The organism is Candidatus Pantoea communis (assembly GCF_011752685.1).
GTDB lineage: Bacteria > Pseudomonadota > Gammaproteobacteria > Enterobacterales > Enterobacteriaceae > Pantoea > Pantoea communis.
Genome location: NZ_VWXC01000014.1, coordinates 1 through 17,822, shown reverse-complemented (window position 1 = coordinate 17,822; position 17,822 = coordinate 1). Strand labels below are relative to the sequence as shown.

At 53.0% G+C, this 17,822-nt stretch carries 18 protein-coding genes, 1 pseudogene and 1 other annotated feature; of the genes and pseudogenes, 13 read left to right on the top strand and 6 right to left on the bottom strand.

Annotation, left to right across the window (positions count from 1 at the left end):
* The first annotated feature begins 140 nt into the window (after nucleotides 1–140).
* Nucleotides 141–389, top strand: a complete 249-nt coding sequence (locus F3J37_RS18230; RefSeq protein WP_166934966.1) for a YciN family protein — start codon at nucleotides 141–143, stop codon at nucleotides 387–389.
* A 26-nt stretch (nucleotides 390–415) separates the two neighbouring features.
* Here the strand turns inward: F3J37_RS18230 and sohB are convergent, their stop codons facing one another.
* On the bottom strand, nucleotides 416–1,462 hold the full coding sequence (gene sohB, locus F3J37_RS18225; protein ID WP_166934964.1) for a protease SohB: 1,047 nt from the start codon (nucleotides 1,460–1,462) through the stop codon (nucleotides 416–418).
* A 174-nt stretch (nucleotides 1,463–1,636) separates the two neighbouring features.
* Between sohB and F3J37_RS18220 the strand changes: the two genes are divergently transcribed.
* Complete coding sequence (locus F3J37_RS18220; protein WP_166934962.1) at nucleotides 1,637–2,401, top strand: YciK family oxidoreductase; 765 nt, start codon at nucleotides 1,637–1,639, stop codon at nucleotides 2,399–2,401.
* Nucleotides 2,398–2,985 (top strand): cob(I)yrinic acid a,c-diamide adenosyltransferase, encoded by a 588-nt coding sequence (gene cobO, locus F3J37_RS18215; protein WP_045832150.1) that lies wholly within the window; start codon nucleotides 2,398–2,400, stop codon nucleotides 2,983–2,985. Before F3J37_RS18220 ends, cobO begins: the two co-directional genes overlap by 4 nt.
* A gap of 36 nt (nucleotides 2,986–3,021) precedes the next feature.
* Here cobO and rluB read toward each other — a convergent pair whose 3' ends face one another.
* Nucleotides 3,022–3,939, bottom strand: coding sequence for a 23S rRNA pseudouridine(2605) synthase RluB (gene rluB, locus F3J37_RS18210; RefSeq protein ID WP_034821500.1), 918 nt, complete (start codon nucleotides 3,937–3,939; stop codon nucleotides 3,022–3,024).
* 819 nt (nucleotides 3,940–4,758) lie between these two features.
* Between rluB and F3J37_RS18205 the strand changes: the two genes are divergently transcribed.
* Entirely contained in the window at nucleotides 4,759–5,415 is a 657-nt protein-coding gene (locus tag F3J37_RS18205) for a serine protease (RefSeq protein ID WP_034821503.1), read from the top strand.
* On the opposite strand, the gene F3J37_RS18200 is transcribed toward F3J37_RS18205, so the two are convergent.
* Together F3J37_RS18200 and rnm are read right to left on the bottom strand one after the other, a co-directional pair.
* Complete coding sequence (locus F3J37_RS18200) at nucleotides 5,416–6,036, bottom strand: L-threonylcarbamoyladenylate synthase (RefSeq protein ID WP_034821506.1); 621 nt, start codon at nucleotides 6,034–6,036, stop codon at nucleotides 5,416–5,418.
* Between the two features lie 12 nt (nucleotides 6,037–6,048).
* Nucleotides 6,049–6,933, bottom strand: a complete 885-nt coding sequence (gene rnm, locus F3J37_RS18195) for an RNase RNM (protein WP_166934960.1) — start codon at nucleotides 6,931–6,933, stop codon at nucleotides 6,049–6,051.
* A gap of 154 nt (nucleotides 6,934–7,087) precedes the next feature.
* Nucleotides 7,088–7,192: a sequence feature (Trp leader region), on the top strand.
* A gap of 25 nt (nucleotides 7,193–7,217) precedes the next feature.
* Here rnm and F3J37_RS18190 point away from each other — a divergent pair.
* The 5 genes and pseudogenes from F3J37_RS18190 to trpA all read left to right on the top strand — a co-directional run bounded on the left by F3J37_RS18190 (nucleotide 7,218) and on the right by trpA (nucleotide 13,784).
* On the top strand, nucleotides 7,218–8,780 hold the full coding sequence (locus F3J37_RS18190; protein WP_166934958.1) for an anthranilate synthase component 1: 1,563 nt from the start codon (nucleotides 7,218–7,220) through the stop codon (nucleotides 8,778–8,780).
* Nucleotides 8,780–10,373: pseudogene (gene trpD / locus F3J37_RS28140) on the top strand (bifunctional anthranilate synthase glutamate amidotransferase component TrpG/anthranilate phosphoribosyltransferase TrpD). The gene F3J37_RS18190 and the pseudogene trpD overlap by 1 nt, the downstream one beginning before the upstream one ends.
* Before the next feature lies 1 nt (nucleotide 10,374).
* On the top strand, nucleotides 10,375–11,742 hold the full coding sequence (gene trpCF / locus F3J37_RS18175) for a bifunctional indole-3-glycerol-phosphate synthase TrpC/phosphoribosylanthranilate isomerase TrpF (protein ID WP_166934954.1): 1,368 nt from the start codon (nucleotides 10,375–10,377) through the stop codon (nucleotides 11,740–11,742).
* A gap of 45 nt (nucleotides 11,743–11,787) precedes the next feature.
* Nucleotides 11,788–12,981, top strand: coding sequence for a tryptophan synthase subunit beta (gene trpB, locus F3J37_RS18170; RefSeq protein ID WP_045814391.1), 1,194 nt, complete (start codon nucleotides 11,788–11,790; stop codon nucleotides 12,979–12,981).
* The gene (gene trpA, locus F3J37_RS18165; protein ID WP_166934952.1) at nucleotides 12,981–13,784 is read left to right on the top strand and encodes a tryptophan synthase subunit alpha; all 804 of its coding nucleotides are present in this window, start codon (nucleotides 12,981–12,983) and stop codon (nucleotides 13,782–13,784) included. Before trpB ends, trpA begins: the two co-directional genes overlap by 1 nt.
* Nucleotides 13,785–13,829: 45 nt before the next feature.
* On the opposite strand, the gene F3J37_RS18160 is transcribed toward trpA, so the two are convergent.
* Entirely contained in the window at nucleotides 13,830–14,267 is a 438-nt protein-coding gene (locus F3J37_RS18160) for a hypothetical protein (RefSeq protein ID WP_166934950.1), read from the bottom strand.
* A gap of 249 nt (nucleotides 14,268–14,516) precedes the next feature.
* On the opposite strand from F3J37_RS18160, the gene F3J37_RS18155 reads away from it, so the two are divergent.
* Nucleotides 14,517–14,831 carry a BON domain-containing protein gene (locus F3J37_RS18155; RefSeq protein ID WP_034828856.1) on the top strand — a complete coding sequence of 105 codons (315 nt, stop codon included), beginning with the start codon at nucleotides 14,517–14,519 and terminating at the stop codon, nucleotides 14,829–14,831.
* Between the two features lie 60 nt (nucleotides 14,832–14,891).
* Here F3J37_RS18155 and ompW read toward each other — a convergent pair whose 3' ends face one another.
* On the bottom strand, nucleotides 14,892–15,524 hold the full coding sequence (gene ompW, locus F3J37_RS18150; RefSeq protein ID WP_166934948.1) for an outer membrane protein OmpW: 633 nt from the start codon (nucleotides 15,522–15,524) through the stop codon (nucleotides 14,892–14,894).
* Nucleotides 15,525–15,864: 340 nt separating this feature from the next.
* On the opposite strand from ompW, the gene F3J37_RS18145 reads away from it, so the two are divergent.
* Genes F3J37_RS18145 through yciA form a run of 3 tightly spaced genes read left to right on the top strand, consistent with a single transcriptional unit; the run spans nucleotide 15,865 to nucleotide 17,668 of the window.
* Nucleotides 15,865–16,599, top strand: coding sequence for a YciC family protein (locus F3J37_RS18145; protein WP_166934946.1), 735 nt, complete (start codon nucleotides 15,865–15,867; stop codon nucleotides 16,597–16,599).
* A gap of 59 nt (nucleotides 16,600–16,658) precedes the next feature.
* Nucleotides 16,659–17,198, top strand: a complete 540-nt coding sequence (locus F3J37_RS18140; protein ID WP_034828850.1) for a septation protein A — start codon at nucleotides 16,659–16,661, stop codon at nucleotides 17,196–17,198.
* A gap of 53 nt (nucleotides 17,199–17,251) precedes the next feature.
* Nucleotides 17,252–17,668 (top strand): acyl-CoA thioester hydrolase YciA, encoded by a 417-nt coding sequence (gene yciA, locus F3J37_RS18135; RefSeq protein WP_166934944.1) that lies wholly within the window; start codon nucleotides 17,252–17,254, stop codon nucleotides 17,666–17,668.
* Nucleotides 17,669–17,822: the final 154 nt, after the last annotated feature.

The window sequence follows — 17,822 nt, the reverse complement described above, 5'->3', positions numbered from 1 at the left end:
CTGATAAAATCCGTTACGCAACTTAATTAGCATTCTGATTAATTTTGCGCCAGTTTTGCTGACGGACGTTGATTTGATGAACAGCGCAACTCGCTAGTAATATAGAAGGAGAACGATTGCTGTCAAAAAAGAGGTGAACAATGTCAATAGAAACGGAATCCATTTCACGCCAGGCGTTACTGGAAATAGCCAATCAAATGATCAAACAGCACGACGATTATTTAGCCGGGATGGAAGCGAATGACGTGATTCAGCAGGGCGAGATATTGGTGTTTCGTGGGCCTTACTTCTTAGATGAAGAAGGCCTGCCGAGCGCGAAAACCACCGCTGTGTTTAACGTGTTTAAATCCCTTGCCGTTGAGCTCTCCTCACGCTATCACCTGGCATAAAAAAGCCCGGCATTTGCCGGGCTTGCTCACAACAGTGGCTTATCACCACGCTGCCATATTTTCAGAATTAACCGCTCGGCCGCCAGACTGGCGCTGTTGGTGAAGCGATCCATCATTTTCTTCTTCCGCGCATAGTGCACGCCCAGCACATTGAACCGGTCCATCTGCTTAATAATCAGTGCATCGCTGGTGCCGATCTCATCAATCAGCCCCAAATCCAGCGCCTGGCGTCCATACCAGTGTTCCCCGGTGGCCACTTTTTCCAAATCCAGTGTCGGACGCATCTGCTGAACAAACTCTTTGAACAGCAGATGGGTTTCGTTGAGATCTTCCTGGAATTTTTCACGTCCCTCATCAGTGTTCTCACCAAACAAGGTCAGCGTTCGCTTATATTGACCCGCCGTGTGCAGTTCAACGTCGATATCATTGCGTTTCAGCAGACGGTTGAAGTTGGGGATCTGCGCGACCACACCAATTGAGCCAATGATAGAGAATGGCGCCGCGACGATGCGATCCGCGACACAAGCCATCATATAACCCCCGCTCGCCGCCACTTTATCGACGACGGCAGTTAACTGCAGGCCCGCATCACGCAGACGCTGCAGCTGAGAAGCGGCCAGGCCATAACCGTGCACCACGCCACCCGGGCTTTCCAGACGCAGCAAGACTTCATCACCCGGCACCGCCACCGCCAGCACCGCGGAGATCTCTTCACGCAAAGAACTGACTTCGCCCGCATCCATACTGCCTTTAAACTCCAGCACATAGAGTGTCGATTTGGCGGCTTCGCTCACACCGGCTTTGGCATTGCGCTTCTCGGTTTTGGCTTTTTGCTTCTCTTCTTTTTTATGCTGCTTCAGCCACACTTTTTGCGCCTGCGGCTTCATCTTCGCCAGCTGCAGATCTTCCTTCATTTCACGATAATCATCGTCGAGATGAGTCAAGCGCAGTTGACCACCGCTGTGGCGTTTACGCATCGCGGCATTCAGCACAATCAGAACAATAGCTGCGAACGCCACCACCACGGTGACGGCCTTGGCCAGAAATAATCCATAACTGGAGAGTAAATCCATTCTGCCGCCTTATTAAACAGTGAATTACAAACAATGGCTGAGTTTACCCGCTTTAGCGACTTTCGTCGCCTGAAATGCCCGCAGGCGGCACAGAATGCGAGGCGCGGTGATTGCACCTGGCGCCAAATTGAGGCATAAAGCCCAAAACCCTCTGACTTGCCAAAGGACATCGCTGTGCATTATCAACCGAAAAGCGATCTGCTGGAAAATCGCATTATCCTCGTCACCGGCGCTTCAGACGGCATTGGTCGCGAAGCGGCGCTGACCTATGCGCGCTATGGCGCACGCGTCATCTTGATGGGCCGCAACGCCGAAACGCTGCAGCAGACTGAACACGCCATCAATCAACTGAATAAGCAGCCCGCATCCCATTTGCTGCTGGACTTGTCGCATGCCACGCCAGAAAGCTGCGCTGAGGTGGCCGATCAGATCGCCGCCCTGGTGCCACGGCTCGATGGTGTGCTGCACAATGCCGGGATTCTGGGTGAGATCGTCCCACTGGCGGAACTCGATCCAGCCGTCTGGCGCCAGGTGATGCAGATCAATCTTGACGCCACCTTCTATTTAACTCAGGCCTTGCTGCCGCTGCTGCTGAAATCAGACGCCGGTTCACTGGTGTTTACCACGTCGAGCGTGGGCCGTACCGGCCGTGCAGGCTGGGGGGCCTATGCGGTGTCGAAATTCGCCACCGAAGGCATGATGCAGGTACTGGCGGATGAGTATAAAAATCGTCATCTGCGGGTAAATTGCATCAATCCCGGTGGCACTCGCTCTAAAATGCGCGCCAGTGCTTTCCCGGAAGAAAATGCCAGTTTACTGAAAACGCCTGCTGATTTGATGCCGCTTTACCTTTATTTGATGGGTGATGACAGCCGTCGCAAAACCGGGATCAGTTTTGATGCCCAGCCGGGACGTAAACCGGGGCCAGCCAGCGCATGAGTGATCGTCATCAGCAACGACAGCAGCGTTTAAAAGAACAGGTTGATGCGCGGATTGCTGCCGCGACAGAAGCGCGCGGCATTTTGATGGTGTTCACCGGCAACGGCAAAGGCAAAACCACCGCCGCCTTTGGTACGGCTTTACGCGCTTGCGGGCACGGTAAAAACGTTGCCGCTGTGCAGTTTATTAAAGGTGAATGGCCAAATGGTGAGCGCAATTTGCTGGAACAGCATGGCGTGGAATTTCAGGTGATGGCCACCGGCTTTACCTGGGATACCCAAAATAGGGAGACCGATACTGCCGCCTGCCAACAGGTTTGGCAGCAGGCAAAGCGTATGCTTGCCGATGAGCATGTGGATTTAGTGATCCTCGATGAAATCACCTACATGGTCAGTATGGATTATCTGGATCTGGATGAACTGGTGCGCGTGCTGGGACAACGTCCGGTTCAACAAAGTGTGATTATCACCGGTCGAGGCTGCCATCGAACCTTACTCGAGATGGCGGATACCGTGACCGAGATGCGCCCGGTTAAGCATGCATTTGATGCAGGCATTCAGGCTCAGCAGGGAATAGATTGGTAAAACAGTGACGCCGCTGCATGCGGCGTCACGGGCATATCAGGAACCGCGCTTGTTGGTTCCACTGGTCCGCGTGCTGCTGTTGCGGCTGCTACTGCTGCCGCCGCGACGTGGGCTGCCGCTTACATTACTATGACGTTTTACCGCGCGACGAATCTGATTGGCTTTAGTACGACGACGGTCTTTTTCAACCGCGACTTTCGTCACCGTCTCTTCCGGCATATCCACCAGCGTACGCAGGTAGTTAACCGCCGGTAATTCCATCTCCATCCAGCCACCGCGAGGTAACCCTTTTGGCAACTGAATATCGCCATAACGGACGCGCATCAGGCGGCTAACCTGCACACCTACGGCTTCCCACAAACGGCGGACTTCACGGTTACGTCCTTCGGTCAGGGTGACGTTATACCACTGGTTGATGCCTTCACCGCCAGCAAACTTAATGGTTTTGAACGATGCCGGGCCATCTTCTAACTGCACACCTTTACTGAGCTGACGAATTTTATCGTCATCCACTTCGCCGAATACACGCACCGCATATTCACGCTCAACTTCACGGCTTGGGTGCATCAGACGGTTCGCCAGTTCACCATCGGTGGTGAACAACATCAGACCACAGGTGTTAACGTCCAGACGGCCCACAGCGATCCAGCGTGAACCGCGCAGACGCGGCAGACGGTCGAATACCGTTGGACGCCCTTCAGGATCGTTACGAGTACAGAGTTCGCCTTCTGGTTTGTAATACGCCAGCACGCGACAGACTTCAGTGGCGGATTCAGCAATCGAAACCAGATGGCCATCAATACGAATTTTCAGGGATTTATCATTTTCAATGCGATCGCCCAGCGTCGCCAGTTTGCCATCGACGCTGACGCGTCCGGCTGAAATCATCGTTTCGATTTCGCGGCGTGAACCGTGACCGGCGCGCGCTAATACTTTTTGTAATTTCTCACTCATGGAGATGCCTCGTTGTCGCCTTCCCAGGCGTCGTGGTAAGAAGAGGTACGATACGGGGATTACCAGTTCCCATATCAGAATCTGTTACCGCTAAGCATAGCGCATGCCATCTCAGGCGGCCCGCGATTTTACACTAACGCAAGTTTCGTTAACACCTTTTCCTTTGCTGCCGATAATAAAGGCCAAAGGCTGCGTCACCCGTTTAGTGCCATATGCCTAAACATTTACGCTGCTGATAGATACACCAACCACACTTCTCTTCTTTATGCGCCAAGTGACTGAATTTTTATCATTTACTCTTGGCTCTATATGCCTGGTTATTACCCCCACTTTAGACCCGTGATACATTAGCGCTTTTCAAGACTGGCCTGCCAGCATTGCGCACCACGCTTAAGGATAATCCCAAACATAAAATCTAAACCCAAACTGCAAAACAGGATAAAAAACTAATTAACCGGGATAAATAAGGCTCATTAGTCCAGTAATTTTAAATTACCAGTTAATTGGCACTGCAGGTTGGATTAAGTCTGTATTTTCGCATTATTTGATTCAGATTAAATTTGATGAATTGTTCTGATAAAAAAATTGTGTAAAATTTAAGCCTGAAACAGAGTGTGCCGTATTTATAAAAGCGTAACCTTTACTATTTACACTCGTTTCTCTAACAAGCCATTAACAAAATCACTGTGGCATTGTTGATAATATAAACCGGCGCACGCAGGAATTGACGCGTTTATTCATTCACGGAATGAATTTAATTTGCATGTCGAAAGTCTTCACCAGGGATTTTCCTGACATGCTTAAAAGAAGATGACTATCATGAAAACCTCTCTGCTTTGGCCTGCCCTCGCGGCGCTGGCACTGAGCGGCTGTTCCGTGGGCCATACTGAGTATAGTCGAGCGGCGCTTGAACACGTGGATATGAGCGTGACAGGCATCCCGACGGTACTGGGTCTGGGTATCCTCGGTACAACCATCCCATTAACACCAGAGTACAGCCTGACAGCTGCGCACGTCGCCACCACTGCCGTACAGCGTGTGAAGGCTTATCATCCTTATTGCGACGTCGCCATTATCTATCATAAGAATAGCCCGGAAACGCTGGCAAAATTCCGCACCAGCAAAGTCGGTGAACCCATTAAGATGTACGGCTACAGCTTTATTTCAGCCATGCCCGTGGAATCAAGTGGCGTTAATTTAGCGCGCACCGCTATTACCAATAAATGGAATAAAAAACCGTGCATGGCAATGGCATCAAATGCTGGTGTTGTACAGGGAATGTCGGGGGGCGCGGTATATAATGCTGACCAGACAATTGGCGGAGTGATTGTGGGCTACAGCCATGAAATTTCCAATGTGCGCAGCAAACAAGTCATTTTGAAAGATGTTTCGCTGTATATTCCGTACGGTGATTTTAAACATTGGCTGGAAAAGAATATTGGCCAGACGACGTTAACGCCGCCTGACCACGCGTGATTAGAGGAACGGGCGCGTGTCGCCGACCCCTTCACGAACCACAACCGGTACATCGCTGGTGAGATCGATCACCGTCGTCGGCTGCTGCCCTAACGTGCCGCCATCAATGATCAGATCCACCAGCTTACCGATGCTGTGCTGAATCTCTTCCGGATCCGATTCCGTGAAGTCATTACCGGGCAACATCAGCGAAGTAGACATCATCGGCTCATTCAATCTCTCCAGTAACGCCAGCGCCACCGGATTGGAAGGTACGCGCAAACCAATGGTTTTACGCTTGTCATTCATCAAACGACGCGGCACCTCTTTGGTCGCTTTGAGAATGAAGGTATAACTGCCCGGCGTATTATTTTTTAGAATACGAAACGCGGTATTGTCCACCTGCGAGTACGTCGAGAGCTCAGACAGATCGCGACACATCAACGTGAAATTGTGGTTGCCATCTAACTGCCGGATACGGCAGATACGCTCCATGGCGCTCTTCTCTTCCAGTCGGCAGCCCAGCGCATAACCCGAATCGGTGGGATAGACAATCACGCCACCTTTATTGAGATAATCGACTGCCTGATTGACCAGACGCGGTTGCGGATTATCTGGATGAATGTGAAAAAATTGACTCATAAAAACCTCATGTCACCTGTCTGCAAGAGTTACGGCGGGCGCTAGCTCAGGAAAACGCTCCCAAATGGGTTCAACGCCGCCTGGCAACCATAATTTGCGCCCCAGTTCTATCCATGGACAGGGTTGGTGAAAATCTGATCCCTGCGATCCCGCCAGCTTATTGTCGCGCGCATAGGTCGCGAGCTGCGTGCGCTCGTTGGGTGCCTGCTGACACTGCGCCACTTCCATTGCATCACCACCGACCTCGGCGAAATGGGCAATCAGTCGCTTAAGCCACTTTGCAGACAATCCATAGCGACCCGGATGTGCGAGTACCGCCACGCCGCCAGAATGATGAATGGCATCAATAGCTTGTTTAATTGTACACCATTGCGGCGGCACATAGCCGGTTTTCCCACGGGCAAGATAGTTCTTGAACACTTGCGCCATATTATCGGCTTTGCCGATCTCGACCAGATAACGGGCGAAATGACCACGGGTGATGACACCGCCCTGCGCCAGGCGTTGCGCCCCAGCCAACGCATCAGGAATGCGGGCACGTTCGAGACGCTCTGCAATGAGCTGAGCCCTTACATCACGGCATTGATGCTGTTGCTCAAGAAACGAGGTCAGGGCCGGATGCTGGCAATCCACATTTAAACCTACGATATGAATTTCGTGGTTTTCCCACAATGTTGAGGCCTCTAATCCGGCCAGAATACGAATCGGTAGATTCTGTTGCTGCACAGCGGCTTGCGCTTCTGCCACGCCAGCAACGGTGTCGTGATCGGTAATCGCCAGTACCCCTACTTTCATTTCGACGGCACGTTGCACCAACTCGGTAGGGGTCAGCAAACCGTCAGACGCCTGGGTATGGCTGTGTAAATCGTAAAGGGGAAAACGGGCAATATCCGACAAGGTAACTCCAGCAGCAACTTAACTCGGCTGGCATGATAACGATTTTGACCCTGACTGAAAAAGGGTATTGACTTTTTTCACCCGAACCAGTTAACTAGTACACAAGTTCACACGTAACGGGTATCTCATCATGGCTAATTTTGGTACGCATGCAAAAGGTTGGTGGCGCGATAATCCTTTAAACGGGCGACGTCGTCGTGCACAACATGCGTAACCATTGTGCAGATACCTGAGCCCGCCATCGAGCGGGCTTTTTTTTTGAGCGAAATTCAGAGATGACAATAATGGCTAATGCGAAACCTACATTGAAGTTGATTACCGGTACCGCGCCCTACCGCGAAGATCCGGCCGCAGTGTTCCATCAAATTTGCGGCGCACGTCCGGCAACTCTGCTGCTTGAATCTGCCGACATCGACAGCAAAAAGAATCTGAAAAGCTTACTGATTGTGGATAGCGCCCTGCGCATCAGCGCACTGGGCAACGTGGTGACATTACAGGCGCTGTCAGAAAACGGTCGCACCATTCTGCCACTGCTGGATGAAGCACTGCCGCAGGATGTCAGCATTGAAGCGCGTCCGGATGGTCGCGTGCTGCATTTCCCTCAGCCTCAGGGCCTGCACGATGAAGATTCACGTTTGAAAGCATTGTCTGTTTTCGACGCGCTGCGCCTGATTCCGCAGTTGGTGAACAGCCCGGCGGAAGAGCGTGAGGCGATGTTCCTCGGCGGCCTGTTTGCTTATGACCTGGTGGCCGGATTCGAAGATTTACCTGAACTGCGTAACGAGCAAAGCTGCCCGGATTACTGCTTCTACCTGGCTGAAACCCTGCTGGTGATTGATCACCAGACGCGCAGCGCTCGTCTGCAGGCGAGCTTGTTCAGCCCCTCCACCAGCGAATTCCAGCGCTTGCAGAGCCGTGTTGAGCAACTGCGCGGTCAAATGACGCAGCCTGCCCCGGCATTGCCGGTTCAGCGCGTTGAGCAAATGGCGTTGAGCACCAACCAGAGCGATGAAGAGTATTGCAATGTGGTGCGTGAAATGCAGGAAGCGATTCGCATCGGCGAAATCTTCCAGGTGGTACCATCACGCCGCTTCTCGCTGCCGTGCCCTTCTCCGCTGGCCGCTTATGACACACTGAAGCACAGCAATCCCAGCCCATATATGTTCTTTATGCAGGATCAGGACTTTGCGCTGTTTGGCGCTTCACCAGAAAGCTCACTCAAATATGACGCCACTTCACGTCAGATTGAGATCTACCCGATTGCCGGTACGCGTCCACGTGGCCGACATGCCGATGGTTCACTGGACCGCGATCTCGACAGCCGTATCGAACTGGAAATGCGCACCGACCACAAAGAGCTGGCGGAACACCTGATGCTGGTGGATCTGGCGCGTAACGATCTGGCTCGCATCTGCGTGCCTGGTAGCCGCTATGTGGCAGACCTGACCAAAGTCGACCGTTACTCTTTCGTGATGCATCTGGTCTCTCGCGTGGTTGGCACGCTGCGTAACGATCTTGATGTCCTGCACGCCTATCGCGCCTGCATGAACATGGGCACCTTAAGCGGCGCACCAAAAGTGCGTGCTATGCAGTTAATCGCTGAAAAAGAAGGTACGCGTCGTGGCAGCTATGGCGGTGCGGTAGGTTATTTCACCGCACACGGCGATTTGGATACCTGCATCGTGATTCGCTCCGCTTGGGTGGAAGATGGTGTTGCCACCGTCCAAGCCGGTGCCGGTGTGGTACTGGATTCCCAGCCTCAGGCTGAAGCGGATGAAAGCCGCAATAAAGCGCGCGCGGTATTACGTGCCATCGCCACAGCCCATCATTGCAAGGAGATTTTCTGATGGCCGATATCCTGTTGCTCGATAACATCGACTCCTTTACCTACAACCTCGTTGATCAGCTGCGCACCTTTGGTCACAACGTGGTGATTTACCGCAATAACGTGCCGGCTGAAGTGCTGATTGAACGACTGCAGCAGATGGAAAATCCGGTGCTGATGCTGTCCCCCGGTCCCGGCGCACCGAAAGATGCAGGCTGCATGCCTGCGTTACTGCAAGCACTGCGTGGTCGTCTGCCGATTATCGGCATCTGCCTCGGTCATCAGGCGATTGTTGAAGCCTATGGTGGTCACGTAGGCCAGGCCGGCGAGATTCTGCACGGCAAAGCTTCTTCGATTAATCATGATGGTGAAGCGATGTTTACCGGCCTGAGCAATCCCCTGCCGGTGGCCCGTTATCACTCGCTGGTGGGCAGCAACACGCCAGCCGAATTGACCGTTAACGCCAGCTACAACGGCATGGTGATGGCTGTTCGTCACGATGCTGACCGAGTGTGTGGCTTCCAGTTCCACCCCGAATCCATTCTCACCACCCAGGGCGCACGTTTGTTAGAGCAAACGCTGGCCTGGGCGCTGGCGAAATAATAGGGAGATTATGATGCAAACTATTCTGGAAAAACTTTACCAGGCACAAACCCTGAGCCAGGCGGAAAGCCATCAGCTGTTTAGCGCCATTATTAAAGGTCAGCTCGAGCCGACCCAACTAGCCGCTGCGCTGATTGCGATGAAAGTCCGTGGCGAGCGCCCGGAAGAGATCGCGGGGGCCGCTACGGCACTGCTGGAAGATGCGAAACCGTTCCCGCGTCCGGATTACACTTTCGCCGATATCGTCGGTACCGGCGGTGACGGCAGCAACAGCATTAATATCTCCACCGCCAGCGCCTTTGTCGCCGCAACCTGTGGGCTGAAAGTGGCCAAGCACGGCAATCGTAGCGTGTCGAGCAAATCCGGCTCGTCCGATCTGCTGGCGGCTTTTGGTATCGATCTGGATATGCCCGCTGAAAAAGCGCGTAAGGCACTGGACGATCTTAACGTCTGCTTCCTGTTCGCGCCGCAATATCACAGCGGATTCCGTCACGCGATGCCAGTGCGTCAACAGTTAAAAACCCGCACCTTGTTTAACGTGCTGGGCCCCTTGATCAACCCGGCGCGACCCCCGCTGGCGGTTATCGGCGTGTACAGTCCGGAACTGGTGCTGCCGATTGCCCAAACCCTGAAGGTGCTCGGCTATCAGCGTGCGGCAGTCGTGCATGGCGGCGGGATGGATGAAGTGGCGCTGCACAGTGCGACTCAGGTCGCTGAGCTGCGTGACGGTGAAATCACCAGTTATCAGCTGACGCCTGAAGACTTCGGTTTCGGCTTCCATGATAAAGAAGCCCTGGCGGGCGGCACGCCGGAAGAAAACCGTGACATTCTGGCGCGTTTGCTCCAGGGTAAAGGCCAGCCAGCCCATGAGCAGGCCGTTGCGGTGAACGTCGCAATGTTGCTGAAAGTATTCGGAAATGAAGATTTGCGCGACAACGCTCAGCGCGCCATCACCGCAATTCGCAGTGGTCAGGCTTACGAGCGCGTTGTTGCTCTGGCAGCGAGAGGATGAGATGAGTATTAAGGGCACCGTTTTAGAGAAAATTGTTCAGGATAAAGCCGTCTGGGTTGAAGCGCGCAAGGTACAGCAGCCGCTGGCGACCTTCCAGAACAGCTTGCAGCCTGCAGGACGCCACTTTTACGATGCGCTGCGCGGCACGTGCACCGTGTTCATCCTGGAATGCAAAAAAGCGTCACCGTCGAAGGGTTTGATCCGTGAAGATTTTGATCCTGCGACCATTGCCGGGGTTTATCGTCATCACGCCTCGGCCGTTTCCGTCTTAACTGACGAGAAGTATTTCCAGGGTGATTTTGAGTTTCTGCCGATCGTCAGTGCCGCGATTACTCAACCGGTGCTGTGCAAAGACTTCATTATCGATCCCTACCAAATCTACCTGGCGCGCCACTATCAGGCCGATGCCATCCTGCTGATGCTGTCGGTTCTGGATGATGAGCAATATCGTCAGCTCGCCGCCGTGGCGCATAGCCTGAAAATGGGCGTACTGACTGAAGTCAGTAATGAAGAAGAGCTGGAGCGTGCGATTGCGCTGGAAGCTAAAGTGGTCGGTATCAATAACCGCGACCTGCGCGACCTATCGATTGATCTGAATCGCACCCGTCAACTGGCACCACGTTTAAGCCACGGTGTGACGGTCATCAGCGAATCGGGCATCCATAACTATGCGCAGGTGCGTGAGCTGAGCCACTTCGCCAACGGCTTCTTGATTGGCTCCGCACTGATGGAAGAAGCCGATCTCAATGCTGGCGTGCGTCGCGTATTACTCGGTGACAACAAAGTCTGCGGCCTGACCCGGCCTGACGATGCACGCATTGCGCACGAAGCGGGCGCGATTTATGGCGGTGTGATTTTCGCAGAAGGTTCACCGCGTAAAGTCAGCGCCGAACAAGCTCAAAATGTGATAGCGGCTGCACCACTGAAGTATGTCGGCGTATTCCGCAATAACTCTGTAAGTGACATTGTCACACATGCCAGTTCACTTAACCTTTCCGCTGTGCAACTGCATGGTGATGAAGATCAGGCGTTCGTCGCAGAACTGCGCAGCGCCCTGCCAGAAGAGGTGAAAATTTGGAAGGCGCTGAGCATCAGCGGCAGCCTTCCAGCCCGCGATTGGCCGCATGTGGATCGTTACGTGTTTGATAATGGCCAGGGCGGCAGCGGACAGCGATTCGACTGGTCACTGCTGCAGGGTGAAGATCTCAGCAACGTGCTGCTGGCCGGCGGATTAAGCGCAGACAACTGCGTAGAAGCTGCCCAACTTGGCTGCGCCGGGCTGGACTTTAATTCCGGCGTTGAATCTGCGCCCGGTATCAAAGATGCCAGTAAAGTCGCGGCGGTATTCCGCACGCTGCGCGCCTATTAATTTCGCTCGCCCGCCGATGAGCGGGCCGCATAAGGAAGATTAAAGATGACGACGTTATTGAATCCCTACTTTGGCGAGTTTGGCGGTCAATATGTTCCACAGATTTTAATGCCCGCTCTGCGCCAGTTAGAAAGCGCCTTTGTTGAGGCGCAGCGCGATCCAGAATTTCAGGCTGAATTTACCGATCTTTTGAAAAACTATGCTGGCCGTCCCACCGCATTAACGCTTTGCAGCAATCTGACCAAAGGCACAAAAACCCGCCTGTATCTGAAGCGTGAAGATTTGCTGCACGGCGGTGCACATAAAACCAACCAGGTGTTGGGCCAGGCGCTGCTCGCCAAGCGCATGGGCAAAAATGAAATTATCGCTGAGACCGGAGCCGGGCAGCATGGCGTGGCTTCAGCGCTGGCGTGCGCGCTGCTGGGCATGAAGTGTCGCATTTATATGGGCGCAAAAGACGTCGAACGTCAGTCACCTAACGTGTTCCGTATGCGGTTGATGGGCGCGGAAGTGATTCCGGTGCACAGTGGTTCGGCCACGCTGAAAGATGCCTGTAACGAGGCGCTGCGTGACTGGTCTGGCAGCTACGAAACCGCGCACTACATGCTCGGCACCGCAGCGGGTCCGCATCCCTTCCCGACTATTGTGCGTGAGTTCCAGCGCATGATTGGCGAAGAGACCAAAGCGCAGATTCTGGAGCGTGAAGGTCGTCTGCCGGATGCAGTGCTGGCCTGTGTGGGTGGCGGTTCAAATGCCATCGGCATGTTCGCTGACTTTATTGATGACACCAGCGTCGGTCTGATCGGCGTTGAACCTGCGGGTCACGGCATCGAAACTGGCGAACACGGTGCGCCACTCAAGCACGGTCGCGTCGGTATCTACTTCGGCATGAAAGCGCCAATGATGCAGACTGAGGAAGGCCAGATCGAAGAATCCTATTCGATCTCAGCCGGCCTCGATTTCCCTTCTGTTGGCCCACAGCACGCCCATCTCAACAGCATTGGTCGCGCCGAGTATGTGTCGATTACCGATGATGAAGCGCTGTCAGCATTCAAAGAGTTGTGTCGTGCAGAAGGCATTATTCCGGCTCTTGAATCCTCTCATGCTCTGGCGCACGCCTTGAAAATGATCCGCGAGAACCCAGAGAAAGAGCAGTTGCTGGTGGTTAACCTGTCCGGTCGCGGCGACAAAGACATCTTCACCGTTCACGATATTTTGAAAGCTAAGGGAGAGATCTGATGGAACGTTATAATCAGCTGTTTCAACGTCTGTCGGCGAAGAAAGAAGGCGCATTTGTTCCTTTCGTCACCCTTGGCGACCCGACCCCTGAACTGTCACTGAAGATCATCGATACATTGGTAGCAGGCGGAGCCGATGCGTTAGAGCTGGGCATTCCTTTCTCCGATCCGCTGGCGGATGGCCCAACGATTCAGGGGGCAACCCTACGTGCCTTCGCGGCGGGTACCACTGTCGCGCAGTGTTTCGAGATCCTTGCCGCCGTGCGCCAGAAATATCCTGAACTGCCAATTGGGCTGTTGATGTACGCTAATCTGGTGTTCAGCAAAGGTATCGACAACTTCTACGCACAATGTGAAGCCGTCGGCGTTGATTCCGTGCTGGTGGCGGATGTACCGGTTGAAGAGTCTGCGCCGTTCCGACAGGCAGCGATGCGCCATAACGTTGCGCCAATCTTCATCTGCCCACCGAATGCGGATGATGATTTACTGCGTGAGATTGCCTCACACGGCCGCGGTTATACCTATCTGCTGTCGCGCGCAGGCGTCACCGGCGCAGAGAATCGCGCCAGCCAGCCGCTGAATCATCTGATTGATAAACTGCGTGAATACCATGCTGCACCACCCTTACAGGGCTTTGGTATCTCAGAAGCCAGCCAGGTGAAAGAAGCCATCGCGGCAGGCGCGGCGGGTGCGATTTCGGGATCAGCTATTGTGAAGATCATCGAACGTAACCAGACCGATCCCGACACGCTGTTAGCGGAACTCAAAGCGTTTGTTAGCGATCTGAAAGCTGGCACGCGCTAAATCTTTAAGACCTTATTCGCAGTTGCGAATAAGGTCTTCTCTTGATTATTCCAGCCTGAACGTTTGCTCATCTCCCGAACCATCCGGATATCTCAGCTTCATCGTCAGCATGTCGTTTCTGATTTGCCACGTCAGCTTCTCGTCTTCTGGCCCCTCACGCCAACGTCCACTACTATCTGGATTATCTGACATCAAGATAACGCTCTCGCCCTGGACCCGGCAGCGCACGGCCCAGCGTGATTGATCGGAGGGCCGGATATAGTGCACCCACGCCACGCCCTGCTCATCCACCTTATCCAGCTGCATAATTTTGAAGCTGCGACCAAAGCTCAGCGCGGTAGCCGCTTTGCACAGGGTACCCAGGTGTGGATTGATTAACGGTTCTGCCTGCGCGCTGGGCACTGGCAAAATTTGTGAAGCAAATAGCTGGAGGTAGGACAGATAGCTAATTGTGACTATCGTCAGAATGGCACGTTTTTTCATTATTGTTTTCCCTGCCTGGTGCATGTATCGGCACGCCTCGGCTCTTTGTCTTGTTGTTTTAATATCAGTTTTGCCCTGCTGTTCCAGCTTACCGTTTGCCTTGCTGCCGTCATTGGATCAATAAGTGGTAAAAGTGGCGTATTTCCAACTTTTTCACTCTCCGCGATTTGCCGATTTGCAAAGCGCATACCACAATTAATCGCACCGTCTCGTCGCGGTGAAACACCATCTAAGACAGGGAGATAACCAATGAATTTTTTCAAAGTCGTTGCAGGATTATTAATGGCTGCGGTCATGGCGATCACACTTAGCGCCTGTGCACCAACAGCAACAAAGGAAGGAACCGGGGGCTATATCGATGATACGGTGATCACCACCAAGGTTAAGGCACAGTTGTTGAATGACGACTCGCTGAAATCCACCGAGATCAACGTCGAAACCTTTAAAGGAAAAGTGCAGTTAAGCGGCTTTGTCAGTTCTCCGCAGATGGCGAACCGTGCAGTGACGGTGACCCGCAGCGTGGCAGGGGTTAAATCTGTGGTTAACAATATGCAGATTAAGTAATAGCGTATCGATACTGCAGCGGGCGGCCTTAGGGTCGCCCGTTGTGTTTCAGCGGGTGCCTCAGAAACGGTAACCCACGCCAAAGAAGAACACCCACGGATCGATGCGCGTGTTGATATTCTGTTGTTCACCGTTGGCTTTAAATTTCACTTCGGTATCAATGTCCATGTACCAAAGTGAGGCGTTCAGCATCCAGTCGCGGTTGATTTGATAATCCATCCCCACCTGACCCGCCACACCCCAGGAATCTTTGACGCTGAGATCGCTTAAGCCTGCATCCTGCCCGGTTTGATTAAATTTGGCATCGTAGAACGTGGTGTAGTTGATACCCACGCCAACATACGGGCGCACCGGGCTGCGGCTATCGAAGAAATAATACTGTGCCATCAGCGTCGGCGGCAGCTGGCGCACGGTGGCAAGATTTCCGGTGGCGCCGAGGCCAACCTTATGACGGAACGGTGTCGCTGCCAGCAGCTCCACACCGATGTTGTCCGTTGCCATATAGGTGAAGGTCAAGCCAAGCTGGGTATCGTTGCTGACGCTAAAGCCGCCCATACCCAGCACATTGTCAGAGCCTTCGGTTGGACGAACAGTCGCGCTACCGGCACGCATGAAAAAATCACCCGCCTGATGAGCCAGTGCCAGTTGCGGGATAGCCAGAGCCAGTAGCAATGCGCATTTTGCCAGTTTCATAATCACTCCTTTGCAGAAAAGTAGGGTCTTAATCGGGATTGCGGCACAAGATCTAACCCTTTTTTGGTAAAAGATCATCTGCATCAATTCAAATTAATCACTTAAAAAACAATGGATTGATTCAGATCAATTTTCGGCATTGCGCGTCTGGAAGAAAAAACGCCAGGGAGGGTTTTCAGGCTGATGGAAAGGATTTGCTGCTTTTGTGAACCGGGAACGAAGTGCTATTCCCCATTCTTTACCAGAGATGACACAAAGTTATAGTCTTCCGGGTGCCAGCCCGCCCGCATAACATGTACAATCGCCGGGTTAATTAACCCGGTTCCATCAAGGAGAGTACATGTCTATCACGGCAAGCTCGTTATACCGTGACACAGGAAATTTTCTGCGTCATCAGCTGGTTACTATTGTGCTGATGGCGTTGTTGACGTCGTTCATTACGGTGATTGTCGGTCATGCATTAACCCCAGGCGAAGACCAGTTATCCCTGCTTAGCCAGGCTGACGACAGCGCGACATCACTGTTTGAATTGGTACAGAATATGTCACCGGATCAGCAGCGCATCCTGCTGCGCGCTTCTGCAGCCGGCACCTTTGCCGCGCTGATCGGCAACACGCTGCTGCTGGGCGGTATGCTGTGCCTGATCCCGCTGGTCTCCAATGGCCAACGCGTGAGTGCCCTGCGAGCAATCGGTGCCTCCGCGCCACTGCTGCCGAAACTGCTGCTGCAGACCTTCCTGATTACCTTGCTGGTGCAAATTGGCTTTATGGTATTGATGGTGCCTGGCGTGATTCTGGCGATTCTGCTGTCACTGGCACCGGTGATGCTGGTCAGCGAGAAAATGGGGGTGATTAGCGCCATGCGGGCCAGTATGAAACTGGCATGGAAGAACATGAAAGTCATCGCCCCTGCCATTGTGCTGTGGTTGCTGGCGAAGATTGTGCTGATGTTCCTCATCTCATCACTCACGATACTGCCGGTGAACATCGCGTCGGTGGTGATGAACGCGCTGGGTAATCTGGTCTCCGCGATTCTGATTATCTATTTGTACCGACTGTATATGCTGTTACGTTAACAGCGATGGCGCTCTGCGGAGCGCCTTTATTGAACGCTCCTGCCCTAACTGGAAACGCTATGAAGCAGTTACTCGATTTTCTTCCCCTGGTAGTTTTCTTCATCTTCTACAAGCTGTACGACATCTTTGTCGCTTCTGGTGCCCTGATTGTCGCCACAGGCCTGGCGCTGGTGGTCAGCTGGGTGCTGTATCGTAAACTGGAAAAGATGACCCTCTTCACCTTCGCACTGGTGACGGTATTCGGCACGTTGACGCTGGTGTTCCATAACGATGAGTTCATCAAATGGAAAGTCACCGTGATCTATTCCCTGTTCGCGTTGGCTCTGCTCTACAGCCAGTTCTTTATGGAACAGCCGCTGATTCAACGCATGCTCGGTAAAGAGCTGCAGTTGCCAGGTGTTGTGTGGCGTCGATTGAATATTGCCTGGGCCATCTTCTTCTTCGTCTGCGGCCTGGTAAATATCTATGTTGCGTTTTGGTTATCACAAGAGTTTTGGGTTAACTTTAAAGTGTTTGGTCTGACCGGCCTGACCCTACTGTTTACTCTGTTAAGTGGCGTGTATATCTGGCGACAGATGCCGCAACAAGAACAAAAATAAGCAACGCCGCCCGGCACAGTCGGGCTTCTCTTCACCTGCAGAAGAACTGAGCAATGGACGAAAAACATAAATTGCCGCAAGGCGAAATGGTCTCGCGCACCCTGGCGATGCCAGCGGATACCAATGCCAATGGTGATATTTTTGGCGGCTGGTTGATGTCACAGATGGATATGGGCGGTGCCATCATGGCCAAGGAGATCGCCGAAGGTCGTGTGGTCACCGTGCGTGTTGATGGCATGTCGTTCCTGAAACCGGTAGCCGTGGGCGATGTCGTGAGCTGCTATGCGCGTTGCATACGTACCGGCAACAGTTCGATGACCATCAATGTAGAAGTGTGGATCAAGAAGGTTTCGTCTGAGCCAATCGGTCAAACGTATTGCGCCACTGAAGCGGTATTTGTTTACGTTGCCGTGGATAACAGCGGGAAATCCCGTCCGCTGCCACCTGGTAAAGCCAGTCTTGCCGATTAACAGCGATAAAAAAAGCGGTCAATGACCTAATGCCGATCAGTTAAGACAAAAATGATCGGTTGAACGATCCGGCAGTTCTGCAAGAATCCGTAATCTCTCAGGGATTACGGATTTTTTTTATGCTTCTCAGTCAGGCTCTCGATATTGTTCATAA